This is a genomic window from Corynebacterium freiburgense, from assembly GCF_030408815.1.
In the GTDB taxonomy this organism is placed as follows: Bacteria; Actinomycetota; Actinomycetes; order Mycobacteriales; family Mycobacteriaceae; genus Corynebacterium; species Corynebacterium freiburgense.
In genome coordinates this window covers 2,864,207-2,882,176 of record NZ_CP047355.1, presented here as the reverse complement: position 1 = coordinate 2,882,176, position 17,970 = coordinate 2,864,207, and the positions used below count along the sequence as shown (strand labels likewise).

General features: G+C 50.6%; 10 protein-coding genes and 4 rRNA genes. 11 read left to right on the top strand and 3 right to left on the bottom strand.

Annotated features, from left to right (window positions below):
* Window positions 1-44: 44 nt before the first annotated feature.
* A complete protein-coding gene (locus CFREI_RS12945; RefSeq protein ID WP_027011491.1) occupies window positions 45-1,592 on the top strand; it encodes a cation:proton antiporter in 1,548 nt (515 codons plus the stop codon).
* A 3-nt stretch (window positions 1,593-1,595) separates the two neighbouring features.
* On the opposite strand, the gene CFREI_RS12940 is transcribed toward CFREI_RS12945, so the two are convergent.
* Entirely contained in the window at window positions 1,596-3,734 is a 2,139-nt protein-coding gene (locus tag CFREI_RS12940; RefSeq protein WP_084170684.1) for a heavy metal translocating P-type ATPase, read from the bottom strand.
* Between the two features lie 143 nt (window positions 3,735-3,877).
* Window positions 3,878-4,081, bottom strand: coding sequence for a heavy-metal-associated domain-containing protein (locus CFREI_RS12935; protein WP_027011489.1), 204 nt, complete (start codon window positions 4,079-4,081; stop codon window positions 3,878-3,880).
* A 225-nt stretch (window positions 4,082-4,306) separates the two neighbouring features.
* Between CFREI_RS12935 and trxA the strand changes: the two genes are divergently transcribed.
* Complete coding sequence (trxA, locus tag CFREI_RS12930) at window positions 4,307-4,675, top strand: thioredoxin (protein ID WP_027011488.1); 369 nt, start codon at window positions 4,307-4,309, stop codon at window positions 4,673-4,675.
* 168 nt (window positions 4,676-4,843) lie between these two features.
* Window positions 4,844-5,800: a PspA/IM30 family protein gene (locus tag CFREI_RS12925; RefSeq protein ID WP_084170621.1), complete on the top strand. Its 957-nt coding sequence runs from the start codon at window positions 4,844-4,846 to the stop codon at window positions 5,798-5,800.
* Window positions 5,801-5,843: 43 nt separating this feature from the next.
* Here the strand turns inward: CFREI_RS12925 and CFREI_RS12920 are convergent, their stop codons facing one another.
* Window positions 5,844-7,262 carry an NYN domain-containing protein gene (locus CFREI_RS12920; protein ID WP_027011487.1) on the bottom strand — a complete coding sequence of 473 codons (1,419 nt, stop codon included), beginning with the start codon at window positions 7,260-7,262 and terminating at the stop codon, window positions 5,844-5,846.
* Window positions 7,263-7,583: 321 nt separating this feature from the next.
* Here CFREI_RS12920 and CFREI_RS12915 point away from each other — a divergent pair, with 321 nt between their 5' ends.
* The 8 genes from CFREI_RS12915 (at window position 7,584) to CFREI_RS12880 (ending at window position 17,765) form a co-directional block, all read left to right on the top strand.
* Window positions 7,584-7,958, top strand: coding sequence for a GntR family transcriptional regulator (locus CFREI_RS12915; RefSeq protein WP_027011486.1), 375 nt, complete (start codon window positions 7,584-7,586; stop codon window positions 7,956-7,958).
* A 546-nt stretch (window positions 7,959-8,504) separates the two neighbouring features.
* Window positions 8,505-10,033 (top strand): 16S ribosomal RNA (locus CFREI_RS12910).
* Between the two features lie 253 nt (window positions 10,034-10,286).
* A 23S ribosomal RNA gene (locus tag CFREI_RS12905) occupies window positions 10,287-13,432 on the top strand.
* A 60-nt stretch (window positions 13,433-13,492) separates the two neighbouring features.
* A 5S ribosomal RNA gene (rrf, locus tag CFREI_RS12900) occupies window positions 13,493-13,609 on the top strand.
* Together the 16S, 23S and 5S rRNA genes form the textbook arrangement of a ribosomal RNA operon.
* Window positions 13,610-13,705: 96 nt before the next feature.
* Window positions 13,706-14,113, top strand: a complete 408-nt coding sequence (locus CFREI_RS12895; RefSeq protein ID WP_027011479.1) for a hypothetical protein — start codon at window positions 13,706-13,708, stop codon at window positions 14,111-14,113.
* 114 nt (window positions 14,114-14,227) lie between these two features.
* Window positions 14,228-15,130 carry a hypothetical protein gene (locus CFREI_RS12890; RefSeq protein ID WP_027011480.1) on the top strand — a complete coding sequence of 301 codons (903 nt, stop codon included), beginning with the start codon at window positions 14,228-14,230 and terminating at the stop codon, window positions 15,128-15,130.
* Between the two features lie 153 nt (window positions 15,131-15,283).
* Complete coding sequence (locus CFREI_RS12885) at window positions 15,284-15,706, top strand: DUF2871 domain-containing protein (RefSeq protein ID WP_027011481.1); 423 nt, start codon at window positions 15,284-15,286, stop codon at window positions 15,704-15,706.
* Window positions 15,707-16,236: 530 nt separating this feature from the next.
* Window positions 16,237-17,765 (top strand): 16S ribosomal RNA (locus tag CFREI_RS12880).
* Window positions 17,766-17,970: the final 205 nt, after the last annotated feature.

Here is a 17,970-nt window from a genome sequence, read left to right as displayed (position 1 = left end):
TAGGGGACATTCGCAGGTTTTTATTTGGAAAGGTAGACCTTGGTATGGAAGCACTCCTAGTGATTATGGGAGTTTTGCTTGCAACAATGATTGTTGTGGCTATCGGTGATCGCATTGGTTTGCCTTGGCCGGTTCTTTTAACACTTGTGGCTGCGGCAACTATGGTTTTGCCTGGTATTCCGAGTTTGCATATTCCTCCCGAGTTAATTCTGCCTATTTTTATTCCACCGCTATTGTGGGCTTTGGCGCGTCGTACCAGTTGGGCTCAGATTCGTGAGCAGCGTGCAACATTGTTGAGCCTTTCGGTGTTTTTGGTGTTTGCTACCACTGCGGTAGTTGCGGGTACAGCAATGTGGTTGTTGCCTTCCTTGGGGGTAGCTGGCGCGATTATTCTTGGTGCCGCTCTTGCACCCCCAGATCCGGTTGCAGTGGATGCCGTCGCTGAACCAGCCGGTGTCCCCAGGCGATTGACCTCAACATTGCAAACTGAGGGGTTGTTTAATGATGCTGCGTCTATTGTGGCTTTTCACGTCGCTTTGGGGGCGTTAACGTTGGGTGAGGACCTAACGCTTCGGAGAGGCGTTTCGGAGTTTTTGTATTCTGCTACGGTAGCAGCGCTTTTGGGCTTGGTTATCGGCTTTTGTTCGGCGAAACTTACAGATTGGATGCATTCAACAGTTGCTCGGAACGCATTGACTTGGGTTATTCCATTCTTGACATATGTGGTGGCCGAAGAATTTCATGCTTCAGGTGTGATTGCTATTGTGATTGCGGCTGTAGAGATGAATTCTCGAGTGAGCGTGGATGCCGAAGATCGGCTTACTGGTCATGCGTTCTGGGAAACCATTGAATTGTTGTTTACCGGTGTTGCCTTTGGATTAATTGGGCTTTCGGTTCGGGATGCTGTGCTTGAAGTTGGGGCAGAGCTTTGGCATGCGGTGTTTGTTGGAGTGGTGTTATCGGTTGTTTTGATTATGGTGCGTTTTGCCTGGATGTGGGTATTTTGGAAGTTTAATATTGCCAAAGGGCGGAAAAATGTTGCACCGTTGCGTTTGCAAGAAGTGTTGTTGCTTACATGGGCAGGAATGCGTGGGCTAGTGACATTGGCATTGGTGCTTTCTATTCCTTCGGGGTCCGTGCCGATGCATCACGAGTTGGCAGTAATTGCTTTGGTTGTGCTTCTCATTACAATGGTGGTGCCAGGGCTGACATTGCCTTGGTTAATGCGGCAATTAAGTCTGGATCGTGGACCTGATGCTTCTGGGGATTTGGCACGTGCGGAATTGTCTAAGCGTGCGCATCACGCCGCTACTGATGTGCTGCACCGCTATACGGATGAATTACCGGCAGGTGTTGTAGCAAGTTTTCAGGAATGGTTAGCTCGTGAAACTGGTACTGAACACGTAGATATCCTTGATGATGCGCGTTTTAGTGAGTTACGACGCCGCGCAGCTCACGTTCGCGCGGAAGCTCTGGCGGCCGCGCAGCAAGAGTTACTAAAAGCTAGACAGGAACCAGGTATCGATCCTGCCGTTGTAGATGAAGTTCTGCATACTGTTGACAAGATGATTGTGGCTTCGCGGCGTCATTAAGTCTTATGAAAAGCGGCGTAGCCGGAGTGAGTTTGTTACCACAAACACTGATGACGCCGCCATTGCTGCACCTGCAAGCATTGGGTTAAGTAAACCGAGGGCAGCCACTGGGATTAGCACAACATTGTAGGCAAAAGCCCAGAATAGGTTGCCTTTAATGGTGGATAAGGTTGCGCGGGAAAGCTGGATTGCTTTGCTTGCTGAACGGAGATCATTGTTCATTAGCGTGATATCTGAGGCTTCGATAGCAACATCGGTGCCAGCGCCCATGGCAAGTCCGAGGTCTGCTTGGGCAAGTGCGGCGGCATCGTTCACTCCATCGCCCACCATGGCTACAATGCGACCTTTATTCTGAAGTTCAGAAACTTTGGTTACTTTGTCTTCAGGAAGCACCTCTGCAATTACTTCTGTGATGCCAACTTCGGCGGCTACTGTTTCTGCCACTTGCTTATTATCTCCAGTCAGGAGAATGGGCTTAAGACCCAAGGATTTAAGTTGCCGAATAGCTTCAGCGGAGGTTTCCTTTACGGTATCGCGAACTGCAATAATCCCAGCTGGGGTGTTGTTTATTGTTACCGCAACTGTGGTCGCGGCGTCGATACGCTCAGTTGAGCGGGTCACAGATACTTGCCGCTTATCGACGACCCCGTGCACGCCTACCCCAGGCTCGTTACGGAAATCATGCACTGGCGACGGTGAACCCGCAGACACAATCGCACGCGCAATAGGATGCTCGCTAGCAGCCTCAACGCTTGCTGCAGCATCCAAAACCTCTTGCTCCGAAAAACCAGCAAAAGTTCGAACCTCAGCCACTGACATGACCCCAGTAGTGACCGTCCCCGTCTTATCCAACACAACGGTGTCTGCCCGACGTGTGGACTCTAAAACCTCAGGGCCTTTGATTAATAAACCAAGCTGAGCACCACGACCCGTGCCCACCAATAACGCTGTAGGAGTAGCCAAACCTAATGCACACGGACACGCAATGATTAAAACCGCAACCGCAGCAGCAAAAGCACCACTCACTGAATTCTGCACAAACAAATGACCAATAAGTGTAAGAATCGCAGCGATTATCACCACGGGGACAAAAATCTGTGCAATCGAATCTACAAGCCGCTGAACCGGAGCTTTTTGAGCCTGAGCCTGAGTAACTAACTGGGCAATTTGTGCAAGCTTTGTGTCTTGTCCGATTCGGGTAGCACGAACAACAAGTCGTCCAGAAGTATTCAATGTTGCTCCAGTCACCGCCGAACCCTCCTGAACCTCTACAGGAATAGATTCACCGGTGAGCATTGATTCATCGATAGCTGAAGCCCCTGCAACCACTACTCCATCTGTAGCGATCTTTTCTCCTGGTCGAACTACAAAAAGATCATCAACCCGTAATGCTGAAATTGGACGGCGAGTCTCACGATCGTCGATAAGTACAGCGACATCTTTCGCGCCTAAATCCAATAATGCGCGCAATGCCTCTGAAGACTGCCCCTTAGCCCGTGCCTCAAGCCAGCGTCCAAGCAGCAAAAATACGATCACCATTGTGGCCGTATCCAAGTAAATATCATGTAGCCCACCACTTGCATGCGCGGTCAAACTGAAGTGCATAATCATGCCCTTCTCCCCCGCGCCACCGACAAACAAAGCGACCAAAGACCACAAAAAAGCTGCCGTTGTACCCAAAGAAATCAACGTGTCCATAGTGAATGCCCCATGGCGAAGATTAGCCCACGTCGCTTTATGGAACGGCCATCCACCCCAAACGAAAACAGGTGCAGCTAAGGTCAAGCAAGCCCACTGCCAGAAATCGAATTGCAGGGCGGGCACCATGGAAAGCACCATTACAGGGACGCCGAGCAGAGCGGAGACAATAAAACGTTGCTTTAGTTCTGCAAGTTCTTGAAGGCGCGCTTGATCAACCGACGGTAATTCTTGAGGGGCCTCCTCGATCGAGTCTTCTTGATTCCCTAATACAAAAGCCCCATAGCCAGTCTTTTGAATTGTTTGTACCAACTGATCCTGTGAACTAACTTCAGGGTCAAAATCAATCGCAGCGGTCTCGGTAGCAAAATTCACAGTGGCCTGGACGCCAGCCAGTTTATTTAGCTTGCGTTCTACCCGTGATGAACAGGATGTACATGTCATCCCCGTCACACCAATATCAATGTGTGCTAGCTCAAGCGTGGGATTAGTCACTGTGCAACCTCAAATTTGTAATCAATATGGCCTACATACGTAATAACCCGCGGAGCTATAGATGCATTCCGCGGGCGATCCAAAACTAAGGCTTAGCTTACTACGGTGTAGCCAGCTTCCTCTACGGCTTCCGATATTGCTGCGTCAGTGAAATCAGCGCCAGATACCGAAACGGTACCTGCTGCTACATCAACTTCAACGCCTTCAATGCCAGCCAATGCAGAAATTTCTTCCTTCACGGCTTGCGCGCAATGTCCGCAGGTCATTCCAGAAACTGTGTATGTTTTCGTGGTCATTCTAGGGATCCTTATCTAGGAAAAGGGAGATCAATAATTCAATACGGTAAGAAACTTCATCATATTATCCGTATCCTGTATACGGTGAGATGTCTATGATGGCAAACCTAGACCAGTACCTCATATGTAAGCACATCCACATTGGAATGAAATACGCCGATTTCCTGTTGGACTCCATGGAAAACACTACTGGTCAATCTGAACACCATAAGAAGGGAACCTTTAATGGCCACAATTGATATCACCGACGAGACATTTGAATCTGTTGTTTCACAAGATGGAATCGTACTTCTAGACTGCTGGGCTGAATGGTGCGGCCCATGTCAGCGCTTTGGCCCTATCTTTGAAAAAGTATCCGAAGCCCATCCAGACATGGTGTTTGCAAAACTAGACACCGAGGCGAATCAAGGCATTGCAGCTGCCCTGCAAATCCAATCAATTCCAACGCTTATGATTTTCCGGGATGGCATCATGGTATTCCGCGAAGCAGGCGCGCTTCCAGCGCCAGCACTGGAGGACCTTATCGGACAGGTTCAAGCACTCGATATGGAGGATGTCCGCCGCCAAATCGCAGAACAGCAAAACAACCAATAACAACATCTCCCCCATAATGATGTTGATACCCCCAACCACATTGGCACCACGCTAAGGGTTGGGGTTGTTTTATGTGTATTACTTATATGTGCACAAACATAAAGGTGCGTAGGATGGGGGCCAAATTTACCCTTTCGAACTCCCCTAAGAAAGGCGGGCTAGGTTCTTATGGCAAATCCATTTAGCAAAGGTTGGAAATACCTCACCGCGTCACTTGATCACGCTATTGATGAAAACGCTGATCCGAAAATTCAGCTCCAGCAAGCGGCGAATGAAGCGAAAAGACAGCATAAAACAATAGTTGAACATGCTGCGGTCTTGCTTGGAGATCGACGACAGTGGGAAATGAAGCTTCACCGGCTGCAGGAAGAGCAAAAGAAACTAGAAGGCCAAGCTCGCGCCGCAATTAGTGCGGGTGATAACCAAGTAGCAGAAATCTATGCCACCCAATTGGTGACTGTTGAGCAACAATTGCAAGACGCAAAGACCATGCATGCGCAAGCAGTCGACGCGGCGACTAAAGCGCAACAAATGGTGAAGGAATCTGAATTGCGTTTACAAGATCAGATGGCGCAATTCACCCAATTGCAGGCTCAAGCGGACCAGGCTGCCATGCAGCAAGCAAATGTACAGGCTATGGGCACTATGGAAAGTATGGCAGCCCGTCCAGATGCAAGTGTGCCCACCCTAGACGCAGTACGCGAAAAAATCGAACGACGATACGCCAATGCACTTGGTGCTCAAGAACTCGCCGAGAACTCTGTTTCCGACCGAATGCAGGAAATTGCCGCTGGCCGGAGTGACTTCCAAGCAAGCGCGCGCCTAGATGAAATCCGAGCTCAACTTGCGGCGGAGAAAACCGCCGAATTGGAGGCTGGTACGCAAAACGACGCTGCAGAAGCACATACACCAGAAACTTCAAATGAGACCTCTGCCACTACAGACACCGTTGAAGAAACAGGACAAGTGCAGCCAGAAAACTCGAACGGCAGTGCTGATCGGAATAGCAGCGATACAGTAGATGCGGAAATTGATCACGAGCCTGATCATGGTGCCAGTGAGCGTACTCCCACCGCAGATTGGGAATCAGGCCGAATTCCTAAAAACGAACGCCCAACATTCTAAAAAAATGCCCACCTTCAAATGTTCAAGGTGGGCATTTTTGGACTTATGATGGGTTTTTACGGTTTGTAAGGTTAATTAAGACCCCGCGAATACCGGAGTGAAAACCATCACGAAGGCTCACACGTTGGGATTCTGACAATGTGTATTCGTGGAGTGTTTCACAAGCAAATTGGAGGAGCGGGCGGTCTATTTCAGGTGGTAGTCCACCTCCGGAAAGTAAATGGGCTTTATCGCGCTGTTCATTCGATGCAGCATTTTCATACCACCAGGAAGCGTATTGCTGCCCGACATCAAATGGGGTCTGCACACCAGCAGATGCCCAAACCTCGTTGGGAAGAGGGACATAGCGGGAGCGAAGCTTTCGGCGAGGAGCCATCATTGAGGGATTTGGCCGAGACGTTGATTTAGGTATTGAAGCAGGTGATGGCCTAGGTGCAGGATCGACTTCCGCTTCATTAAAGTCCTGAGATGTTGGTGTTCCCCCATTTGCTGGTGGCTCAGTTGCTTGCTTGGCGGATTCGACTGGTGTAGCAAGTTCTGTAGAACTGGCTTCTGTAAAAGCAACCTGTGCTTCGGCACTGGTTTCGGTAGTAACGGTATCTTGGGTGTTCGCTGAGTCAGCTATCGTGTTTTCAGATGAGTGCGAGTGTGTTATTGCCGTTTGTAGCTCGGCTTCTACTGCTGAAAGGTGATCTTCTTCTTCGGTTTCAACTTCCATTGCCTCTGGAGGAATTGGCTGATAATCACCTTCTGTATTGCTTTGAATAGAAGCTGTATGGTTACTTACAACAATTCGTTCTTGTTCAGAGATAGAGAATTCGGATGCGATAAACTCAGGTACTGATGTAGGACCTGCTTCTTCATCAGGTTCAATATCACCGACCGGCTTACATCGCACTGTGGGCGGAAGAGGGCCCTCCAGTACTTGAAGTTGCATACAGTCAGCGAAGTCTTCGCGAGGGTCGAGGATTGTTGTGGAATCGCAAGCGTGCCGAAGGGCTGACGACATGGAGTCCCACCCAAAGCCATACAGATGCACGCGGACACCCGCAGCTGTTGCTTCTTGAACGCCAGGGATCATATCTGCGTCACCAGAAACAAGAACAATATCTGAGCATGTGCCCCTCACGCCGGCCAGCACCATATCAGCCACCAGACGAGTATCCACGGCTTTTTGCGTGCGGCGTTCTCCCCATTCTATGAGTTGACCTGCACGTAGTTGAACACCATCGCAGGTTCGAAGCGCCCGCTGATATCGGTGTGGCCCGGATTCCGGGATGCCGTCATACCAAAGTTGTCGCTGTATTGGTTGGCCTAATTGTTCATGGATCATAGTGCCAAGAACATTTACTACCTCTGGTAGATCGATTTCTAATTGTGCACGAGCTCCTGTTTCCCATGAATTATAAAAACTCGCAAGAAGATAAGAGGTGTCAACGAAGACAGTTGTGCGCTCAAGCATGGCTCCTAATTTCCGTTCATTAGTGTATTTAAGTCAGTTTGAGTTCTAGTGTGCCCTATGGTGGGGGGTCTCGTCGAAGTTAGGTGCGTGTTTATGGGGCACTTGTGATTTTGAAAATGGGTTGTGTACTGGGGGAAGTGTCTTGACGTAAGGGGTGGGCAAATATCTAAAAATAGCCGCAGAAGCTGGCATTTCTATAAAAGGATGTCGCCCGATTTATGGCACGCATTTGGGTTGTGGGCAATTTTACTGGCAAGTAATCCTGGTACATTAGTTGAGTACATAAGTAATTTACTAGCTATCTAGAGTTGGAATAAGTAAATGGATGAAGCTACAGCACCACTGTTTCGCCAAATTGCAACTTTTATCGAAGATTCAATCGTTGATGGCTCATTATCTGAGGGTGCACGTGCACCTTCGACAAATGATCTAGCTGTGTTTCACCAAATTAATCCAGCCACGGCGCGAAAAGGTTTGGGCCTATTGGTAGATATAGGAGTCTTGGAAAAGAAACGCGGTATTGGAATGTTTGTAACCCAGGGGGCCAAGAAAGCAATTGTTTCACGACGCCGTGAAGAGTTTGCGGCTGGATATTTAGCACCGCTCATTGATGAAGCGGTACGGCTAGACATGGATAGGGCAGAGCTTCATTCATTTATCGACCGAGTGGCAGAAAGCCGAGGAATGTATCAGTAGTGGCGGTTAAACTCGATAGAGTGAAGGTGATTTAGTCCACTAATTTGGTCGAATTACAGCTCTGATAGACCACTTTTTCAATTGGGTTGCTGGAACTTCATGTCGGGCAAAATAAACGGGGCGAAAAAGCTTTTTACCTCGGGATTTGTCAAGAAAATATTGGCTGTGTAGATTGGTTCAGGTCAGCAGGGCAGAAGGCGCAAGAGATTGTGTAATTATGCAGGCTGAAAATACTGCACGACTGGGGTTCCTTTAGTTAGAGGGACTTGTTGTTGTGGAATGTGTTGTTTGAGAACTCGATAGTGTGCCATGTTTGTTTGTTGTGGTTGATTGGTTTGTTTTGGCTGTTTGTTGTGGTTGGTTGTGTGTTGCTGGCGGGGTTCATGCTTCGTGAGCTGGCGTGTGGCTGGTCATGGTGGATGGTTGGGACTTGGTTTTCGACTGTTTTTTTGTTTTTTGTTTTTTTGGGCAACTGATTGTTTTTGTTGGTTGTTTGTTTTTGTTGGGATGTTGGCTTTTCATGATTGTTTGAGCTGATTGTTCTTTTTTGTGGAGAGTTTGATCCTGGCTCAGGACGAACGCTGGCGGCGTGCTTAACACATGCAAGTCGAACGGAAAGGCCCTGCTTGCGGGGTGCTCGAGTGGCGAACGGGTGAGTAACACGTGGGTGATCTGCCTCGTACTCTGGGATAAGCCTGGGAAACTGGGTCTAATACTGGATAGGACCATGCTTTAGTGTGTCATGGTGGAAAGTTGTTTCGGTACGGGATGAGCCTGCGGCCTATCAGCTTGTTGGTGGGGTAATGGCCTACCAAGGCGTCGACGGGTAGCCGGCCTGAGAGGGTGTACGGCCACATTGGGACTGAGATACGGCCCAGACTCCTACGGGAGGCAGCAGTGGGGAATATTGCACAATGGGCGCAAGCCTGATGCAGCGACGCCGCGTGGGGGATGAAGGCCTTCGGGTTGTAAACCTCTTTCGGCAGGGACGAAGCGTGTTTGTGACGGTACCTGTAGAAGAAGCACCGGCTAACTACGTGCCAGCAGCCGCGGTAATACGTAGGGTGCGAGCGTTGTCCGGAATTACTGGGCGTAAAGAGCTCGTAGGTGGTTTGTCGCGTCGTCTGTGAAATTCCGGGGCTTAACTCCGGGCGTGCAGGCGATACGGGCATAACTTGAGTGCTGTAGGGGAGACTGGAATTCCTGGTGTAGCGGTGAAATGCGCAGATATCAGGAGGAACACCGATGGCGAAGGCAGGTCTCTGGGCAGTAACTGACGCTGAGGAGCGAAAGCATGGGTAGCGAACAGGATTAGATACCCTGGTAGTCCATGCCGTAAACGGTGGGCGCTAGGTGTGGGGGTCTTCCACGACTTCTGTGCCGTAGCTAACGCATTAAGCGCCCCGCCTGGGGAGTACGGCCGCAAGGCTAAAACTCAAAGGAATTGACGGGGGCCCGCACAAGCGGCGGAGCATGTGGATTAATTCGATGCAACGCGAAGAACCTTACCTGGGCTTGACATATGCAGGATCGCGCCAGAGATGGTGTTTCCCTTGTGGCTTGTATACAGGTGGTGCATGGTTGTCGTCAGCTCGTGTCGTGAGATGTTGGGTTAAGTCCCGCAACGAGCGCAACCCTTGTCTTATGTTGCCAGCACGTGATGGTGGGGACTCATGAGAGACTGCCGGGGTCAACTCGGAGGAAGGTGGGGATGACGTCAAATCATCATGCCCCTTATGTCCAGGGCTTCACACATGCTACAATGGTCGGTACAGTGGGTTGCGAGACCGTGAGGTGGAGCGAATCCCTTTGAAAGCCGGCCTCAGTTCGGATTGGGGTCTGCAACTCGACCCCATGAAGTCGGAGTCGCTAGTAATCGCAGATCAGCAATGCTGCGGTGAATACGTTCCCGGGCCTTGTACACACCGCCCGTCACGTCATGAAAGTTGGTAACACCCGAAGCCCATGGCCTAACCGGCTGTTGCTGGAGGGAGTGGTCGAAGGTGGGATTGGCGATTGGGACGAAGTCGTAACAAGGTAGCCGTACCGGAAGGTGCGGCTGGATCACCTCCTTTCTAAGGAGTTTTGTTTTTTGTTTTTGTGGCTGCGCATCGTGTTGGTGTGTGGCTGGTTTGTTTTGTTGTTTCCAGGTGGACGGCATGTGATTGATTGCGTGCAGGTGGTTGGGGCAGATTGGTTGGCCGGTTGGTAATGGATGAGTGTGGCATGCTGTTGGGTGTCTGGGGTGACACGTGTTGTTGTGTTGTTTCGGGTGTTGTTTGTTGAACTGTATAGTGGACGCGAGCGTTTTTTCTTTTTGTGTGTGTTTTGTTGTGTTGTAAGGGCGCACGGTGGATGCCTTGGTATGCTGAGCCGATGAAGGACGTGAAAGGCTGCGATAAGCCTCGGGGAGTTGTCAATTGAGCGTTGATCCGAGGGTGTCCGAATGGGGAAACCTGGCCGTGGTTGTGTGCGGTCGCCATGCTGGTGAAGGTTTGATAGCTGGTGTGGAGGTTACGCGGGGAAGTGAAACATCTCAGTACCCGTAGGAGAAGAAAACAATAGTGATTCCGTGAGTAGTGGCGAGCGAAAGCGGATGGTGGCTAAACCATATGCGTGTGATACTCGGCAGGGGTTGCGTGTGTGGGGTTGTGGGATGTTGTTGTTGCGGGTGCTGCCGTGCCTGTGGCGTGCTGCGCGTGGTTAGGGGAAGTGGCTTGGAATGGTCTGCCGGAGTGGGTGAGAGTCCCGTACCTGAAAGCTGTGTGTGGTGTGTGTGATGATGTCCCGAGTAGCAGCGGGCTCGTGGAATCTGCTGTGAATCTGCCGGGACCACCCGGTAAGCCTGAATACTCAGTGTGACCGATAGCGGATTGAGTACCGTGAGGGAATGGTGAAAAGTACCCCGGGAGGGGAGTGAAAGAGTACCTGAAACCGTGCGCTTACAATCCGTCAGAGCCTGTGCCTCATGTGTTTGGGGTGGGGGTGATGGCGTGCCTTTTGAAGAATGAGCCTGCGAGTCAGCGGCATGTCGCGAGGTTAACATGTGTGTGTGGGAGCCGTAGCGAAAGCGAATCCTAATGAGGGTGTTGTAGTGGCATGTCCTGGACCCGAAGCGGGGTGATCTACCCATGGCCAGTGTGAAGCAGCAGTAAGATGCTGTGGAGGCGCGAACCCACTTAGGTTGAAAACTGAGGGGATGAGTTGTGGGTAGGGGTGAAAGGCCAATCAAACTCCGTGATAGCTGGTTCTCCCCGAAATGCATTTAGGTGCAGCGTCGTGTGTTTCTTGCCGGAGGTAGAGCTACTGGATGGTTAAGCGGGACCAACATCTTAGCGATGCCAGCCAAACTCCGAATGCCGGTAATGTTAGAGCACGGCAGTGAGACTGCGGGGGATAAGCTTCGTAGTCGAGAGGGAAACAGCCCAGATCGCCGGCTAAGGCCCCGAAGCGTGTACTAAGTGGAAAAGGATGTGGGATCGCGAAGACAACCAGGAGGTTGGCTTAGAAGCAGCCATCCTTGAAAGAGTGCGTAATAGCTCACTGGTCGAGTGGTTCTGCGCCGACAATGTAGTGGGGCTCAAGTACACCGCCGAAGCCGCGGCATCCATGCAGTGTTGTGTGGGTGGGTAGGGGAGCGTCGTGTGGCCGGTGAAGCTGCCGAGGAATCGAGTGGTGGAGGCTATGCGAGTGAGAATGCAGGCATGAGTAGCGAATGACGAGTGAGAACCTCGTCCGCCGAATGACTAAGGGTTCCTGGGTCAAGCTAATCTTCCCAGGGTGAGTCGGGACCTAAGGCGAGGCCGACAGGCGTAGTCGATGGACAACGGGTTGATATTCCCGTACCCGCGCACATGCGCCCATGGTGAATCAGTGAGACTAACCACCCGATAGTGCGCCTGCCGCGGACACGGTTACGTGTTCGCATGATGGTGGGTGTGGTATTCGCGTGGGGCCTAATATCTGGTAGTAGCCAAACGATGGGGTGACGCAGGAAGGTAGTCGAGCCACTGATTGGATTGTGGTGTAAGCGTGTAGCCCGCAGGCCAGGGAAATCCGGTACTGCCCCAATACGGTTGGGAGGGTGAGACGTGATGCGTACCCACAGTATGTGGGGATGTCGATGATCCTATGCTGCCGAGAAAAGCCTCTAGTGAGTGTGTGTGCGGCCCGTACCCGAAACCGACACAGGTAGTCAGGTAGAGAATACTCAGGCGATCGGGCGAACTGTGGTTAAGGAACTCGGCAAAATGCCCCCGTAACTTCGGGAGAAGGGGGGCCACGCGTGGTGACCCACCCTTGCGGTGGTGAGGCTGCGCGGGGCCGCAGAGAAGAGAGGGAAGCGACTGTTTACTAAAAACACAGGTCCGTGCGAAGACGATCAAGTCGAAGTATACGGACTGACGCCTGCCCGGTGCTGGAAGGTTAAGAGGACCTGTGAAACCCACCTGTGTGGTGGGTTGAAGCGGAGAATTTAAGCCCCAGTAAACGGCGGTGGTAACTATAACCATCCTAAGGTAGCGAAATTCCTTGTCGGGTAAGTTCCGACCTGCACGAATGGCGTAACGACTTCCCTGCTGTCTCAACCACAGACCCGGCGAAATTGCACTACGAGTAAAGATGCTCGTTACGCGCGGCAGGACGAAAAGACCCCGGGACCTTCACTATAGCTTGGTATTGATATTCGATACGGTTTGTGTAGGATAGGTGGGAGACTATGAGCCCATCACGCCAGTGATGGAGGAGTCGTTGTTGAAATACCACTCTGATCGTATTGGGTATCTTCAAACCTCGGCCCGTGATCCGGGTCAGGGACAGTGCCTGGTGGGTAGTTTAACTGGGGCGGTTGCCTCCCAAACAGTAACGGAGGCGCCCAAAGGTTTCCTCAGCCTGGTTGGCAATCAGGTGGCGAGTGTAAGTGCACAAGGAAGCTTGACTGTGAGACTGACAGGTCGAGCAGGTACGAAAGTAGGGACTAGTGATCCGGCACCGGCTTGTGGAAGCGGTGTCGCTCAACGGATAAAAGGTACCCCGGGGATAACAGGCTGATCTTCCCCAAGAGTCCATATCGACGGGATGGTTTGGCACCTCGATGTCGGCTCGTCGCATCCTGGGGCTGGAGTAGGTCCCAAGGGTTGGGCTGTTCGCCCATTAAAGCGGCACGCGAGCTGGGTTTAGAACGTCGTGAGACAGTTCGGTCTCTATCCGCCGCGCGCGTAGAAACTTGAAGAAGGCTGTCCCTAGTACGAGAGGACCGGGACGGACGTACCTCTAGTGCGCCAGTTGTCACGCCAGTGGCACCGCTGGTTAGCTACGTGCGGAAGGGATAACCGCTGAAAGCATCTAAGCGGGAAGCCCGTTCTAAGATAAGGTTTCACCAACAGGTGCCCCACAGACTATGGGGTCGATAGGCCAGAACTGCACACATAGCAATATGCAAGGTGACTGGTACTAATCCACCGAACACAACCACACCACACCACGCCACGCGTCCACTACACAGTATCAACAACCAACACCCACCCCACCAACCAGTCGGTGGCAACAGCGGCGGGGAAACGCCCGGACCCATCCCGAACCCGGAAGCTAAGCCCACCAGCGCCAATGGTACTGCACACGGAAGTGTGTGGGAGAGTAGGACACCGCCGACACCACAACCCACAAAGCCCAACCACCACGGTTGGGCTTTACCCATACCCACAACATGGTACGTGTAACTTTTATGGCAGATTTCCAATCTAAAGAACATGAAGTTATGTGTCCGCTATTTCGCAGGGGGAGTGGCGATCTGTGCTTTCGTCACTAGCCTTGTCGCATGTAGTTTCGAAAATGTAAATAGCGCGTATGTAAGTTTTTCGGGGGTATCAAGTAGTTTTAGTGGCTCTATAATCAAGTGCACTAAAGATATAGAAAGCGGTGCTATCAAAGTTGTTATCGACCAGCGAGATAATGACGAAGAGCCGCGTTACATCGAATTCAAGCACAAAGACAATATGGTTGATGTTGCAGCACGTCACCGCGAATATGATTTTTCAGCGAGCAGCCTGCCGGTGACGAAAAATGGAAACGACTTTGTATTTGAAGGTTTAAGTAGCCAGGGGATGGGAACTCCAATAAAAGTTCAAGGATCATTCCGTTGTGTGCATATTGATTGATTATCAGATAATCGATCTACGCCGTGGAGTGCAGCAGGCGATTGTAACTTTCGTAAAAGGGACGTCGTGAAGTAAAGCAAGAGCCCTGAATATCTCTGCAAGCAGCGTAGAGTCATGCAGCAATTAAAGCTCTTGGCTCTGATGGTAAGGTTGTTAGCACAAGGATATGATATAGAGATCTCAAAGCGAGTAAAAATGAGTTATTTCCGCAGGGTTTTGAGATTATCTACTTTATTAGTTATAGCGATTAATGTATTTTTAGCTTACTTTGACATTATCAATATCAAAAACGCGGTGTTTATCACTATCATCCTTGAATTCCTTATTGGCCTGTTGTTTATGTTCTTTGTGGGCCAAGGTATTCGGCGTTATCGAGAATCTCGTGCTCAGGGTGCTAGCTTTAATGCATCGGCCGGGGTGTTTTTTGCTGAGATCCTTCCACGCCCAATATTAAAGTTGGCCAAACATGAATTGGATATGTGGAGGCTTATAAGCTTTTTGGTACGCCGCAAGATAAACGTACCTGACGGTGCCATCACTTTCCGTTATGGAAGCGAACAACGAGCAGTATTTATCGCCCTTCTTATTGTTTCTATCGTTGAGATTGCAGTTGTTGAAGTAATTGTGCCGTGGAATACGGTACGAATCATAGTAATCGTCTTATCTATCTACGGCGCGATTTGGTTGGTGCTATTTTTTCTATCGTTTCGGATTAATCCGCACTATCTTCATGATGGCCACCTGGTACTTAGAGTTGGTTTATTGGCGAAGATAAGGATTGAACTTAAGGACATCGCATCAATTTCTGCGATCCATAGGACTTGGGAAAATAAGTTTTTGTCAGTGAGTGACGGTAATGCAGTAATTAAACATGGAAGTGATACCAATGTTCAGATTCGATTACGCGAGCCTATTTTAGGATTGGGCGATACTGCATCGTGCTTTTCAAATAGTGTTTATTGCGCCGTTGACGATCCAAAAATGTTCACGTCTACTGTAAAAACAAGAATGCTCTGAGTCATTGAATTTGCGCCATGTAGACCTTTGTGGGTTCGGCTTTTCGAAGCAACAATATCTACGGTAGTTGCACTGGTTTGCATCCTCTGGTTGATGGAAAGAGCACTCTGAGGGTGGAAGTGATTATGGCTCGCAGCGTCTTACAATAATGACATGCAAAAACTGTTTTCAGCTGCAGCCACGTATGCAGTGCTAGGTCTGGTTTCCGGTGTGTTCTATCGGGAGTTTGGTCGTTTTAATGAATACTTTGGTCCAACCCGGCTTTCAACCTTGCATACGCACCTGTTGGTTCTGGGGATGTTCTTTTTCCTTATTGCGATTGCTTTGAATGCAACGTTGAAGCTTTCCGAAAACAGTCGTTTTAACGCATTTTTCTGGACTTACAATATTGGTGTGCTTTGGACGGCTGGCATGATGACGTTTAAGGGAATCAATCAAGTATGGGACCCAAACTTTGTAATGTCACCTGCGTTAGCTGGGATTTCTGGATTAGGGCATATTATCCTGACAGTCGGAATTGTCCTTTACTTCATGATTTTGAATAAGCAGATTAAGCGAGTATCCAAGACTGCGTAGTTGGACAATGTAGCCCCTGATTGGTTTCACTTTGAAGCCGTCAGGGGTTTTTTATAATTCTCTCAGAAAAACAGTTCTACCTGCGGATTTGTCAAGGTCAAGGGCGTTGTGTAGATTAGAACGAGTCAGCGCAAGAAACGTATCTGTTTAGTAAGAGATAATCTTTGTGTTGGCTAAGCCAAATGGAATGTTCGTCGAATTTTCGACGTCCATTAGTGGCAATCTTACACTGCAAGTGCTGCTTTGCAGTTCCTTGTTGTGGAATGTGTTGTTTGAGAACTCGATAGTGTGCCATGTTTGTTTGTTGTGGTTGATTGGTTTGTTTTGGCTGTTTGTTGTGGTTGGTTGTGTGTTGCTGGCGGGGTTCATGCTTCGTGAGCTGGCGTGTGGCTGGTCATGGTGGATGGTTGGGACTTGGTTTTCGACTGTTTTTTTGTTTTTGTTTTTTTGGGCAACTGATTGTTTTTGTTGGTTGTTTGTTTTTGTTGGGATGTTGGCTTTTCATGATTGTTTGAGCTGATTGTTCTTTTTTTGTGGAGAGTTTGATCCTGGCTCAGGACGAACGCTGGCGGCGTGCTTAACACATGCAAGTCGAACGGAAAGGCCCTGCTTGCGGGGTGCTCGAGTGGCGAACGGGTGAGTAACACGTGGGTGATCTGCCTCGTACTCTGGGATAAGCCTGGGAAACTGGGTCTAATACTGGATAGGACCATGCTTTAGTGTGTCATGGTGGAAAGTTGTTTCGGTACGGGATGAGCCTGCGGCCTATCAGCTTGTTGGTGGGGTAATGGCCTACCAAGGCGTCGACGGGTAGCCGGCCTGAGAGGGTGTACGGCCACATTGGGACTGAGATACGGCCCAGACTCCTACGGGAGGCAGCAGTGGGGAATATTGCACAATGGGCGCAAGCCTGATGCAGCGACGCCGCGTGGGGGATGAAGGCCTTCGGGTTGTAAACCTCTTTCGGCAGGGACGAAGCGTGTTTGTGACGGTACCTGTAGAAGAAGCACCGGCTAACTACGTGCCAGCAGCCGCGGTAATACGTAGGGTGCGAGCGTTGTCCGGAATTACTGGGCGTAAAGAGCTCGTAGGTGGTTTGTCGCGTCGTCTGTGAAATTCCGGGGCTTAACTCCGGGCGTGCAGGCGATACGGGCATAACTTGAGTGCTGTAGGGGAGACTGGAATTCCTGGTGTAGCGGTGAAATGCGCAGATATCAGGAGGAACACCGATGGCGAAGGCAGGTCTCTGGGCAGTAACTGACGCTGAGGAGCGAAAGCATGGGTAGCGAACAGGATTAGATACCCTGGTAGTCCATGCCGTAAACGGTGGGCGCTAGGTGTGGGGGTCTTCCACGACTTCTGTGCCGTAGCTAACGCATTAAGCGCCCCGCCTGGGGAGTACGGCCGCAAGGCTAAAACTCAAAGGAATTGACGGGGGCCCGCACAAGCGGCGGAGCATGTGGATTAATTCGATGCAACGCGAAGAACCTTACCTGGGCTTGACATATGCAGGATCGCGCCAGAGATGGTGTTTCCCTTGTGGCTTGTATACAGGTGGTGCATGGTTGTCGTCAGCTCGTGTCGTGAGATGTTGGGTTAAGTCCCGCAACGAGCGCAACCCTTGTCTTATGTTGCCAGCACGTGATGGTGGGGACTCATGAGAGACTGCCGGGGTCAACTCGGAGGAAGGTGGGGATGACGTCAAATCATCATGCCCCTTATGTCCAGGGCTTCACACATGCTACAATGGTCGGTACAGTGGGTTGCGAGACCGTGAGGTGGAGCGAATCCCTTTGAAAGCCGGCCTCAGTTCGGATTGGGGTCTGCAACTCGACCCCATGAAGTCGGAGTCGCTAGTAATCGCAGATCAGCAATGCTGCGGTGAATACGTTCCCGGGCCTTGTACACACCGCCCGTCACGTCATGAAAGTTGGTAACATCCGAAGCCCATGGCCTAACCGGCTGTTGCTGGAGGGAGTGGTCGAAGGTGGGATTGGCGATTGGGACGAAGTCGTAACAAGGTAGCCGTACCGGAAGGTGCGGCTGGATCACCTCCTTTCTAAGGAGTTTTGTTTTTTGTTTTTGTGGCTGCGCATCGTGTTGGTGTGTGGCTGGTTTGTTTTGTTGTTTCCAGGTGGACGGCATGTGATTGATTGCGTGCAGGTGGTTGGGGCAGATTGGTTGGCCGGTTGGTAATGGATGAGTGTGGCATGCTGTTGGGTGTCTGGGGTGACACGTGTTGTTGTGTTGTTTCGGGTGTTGTT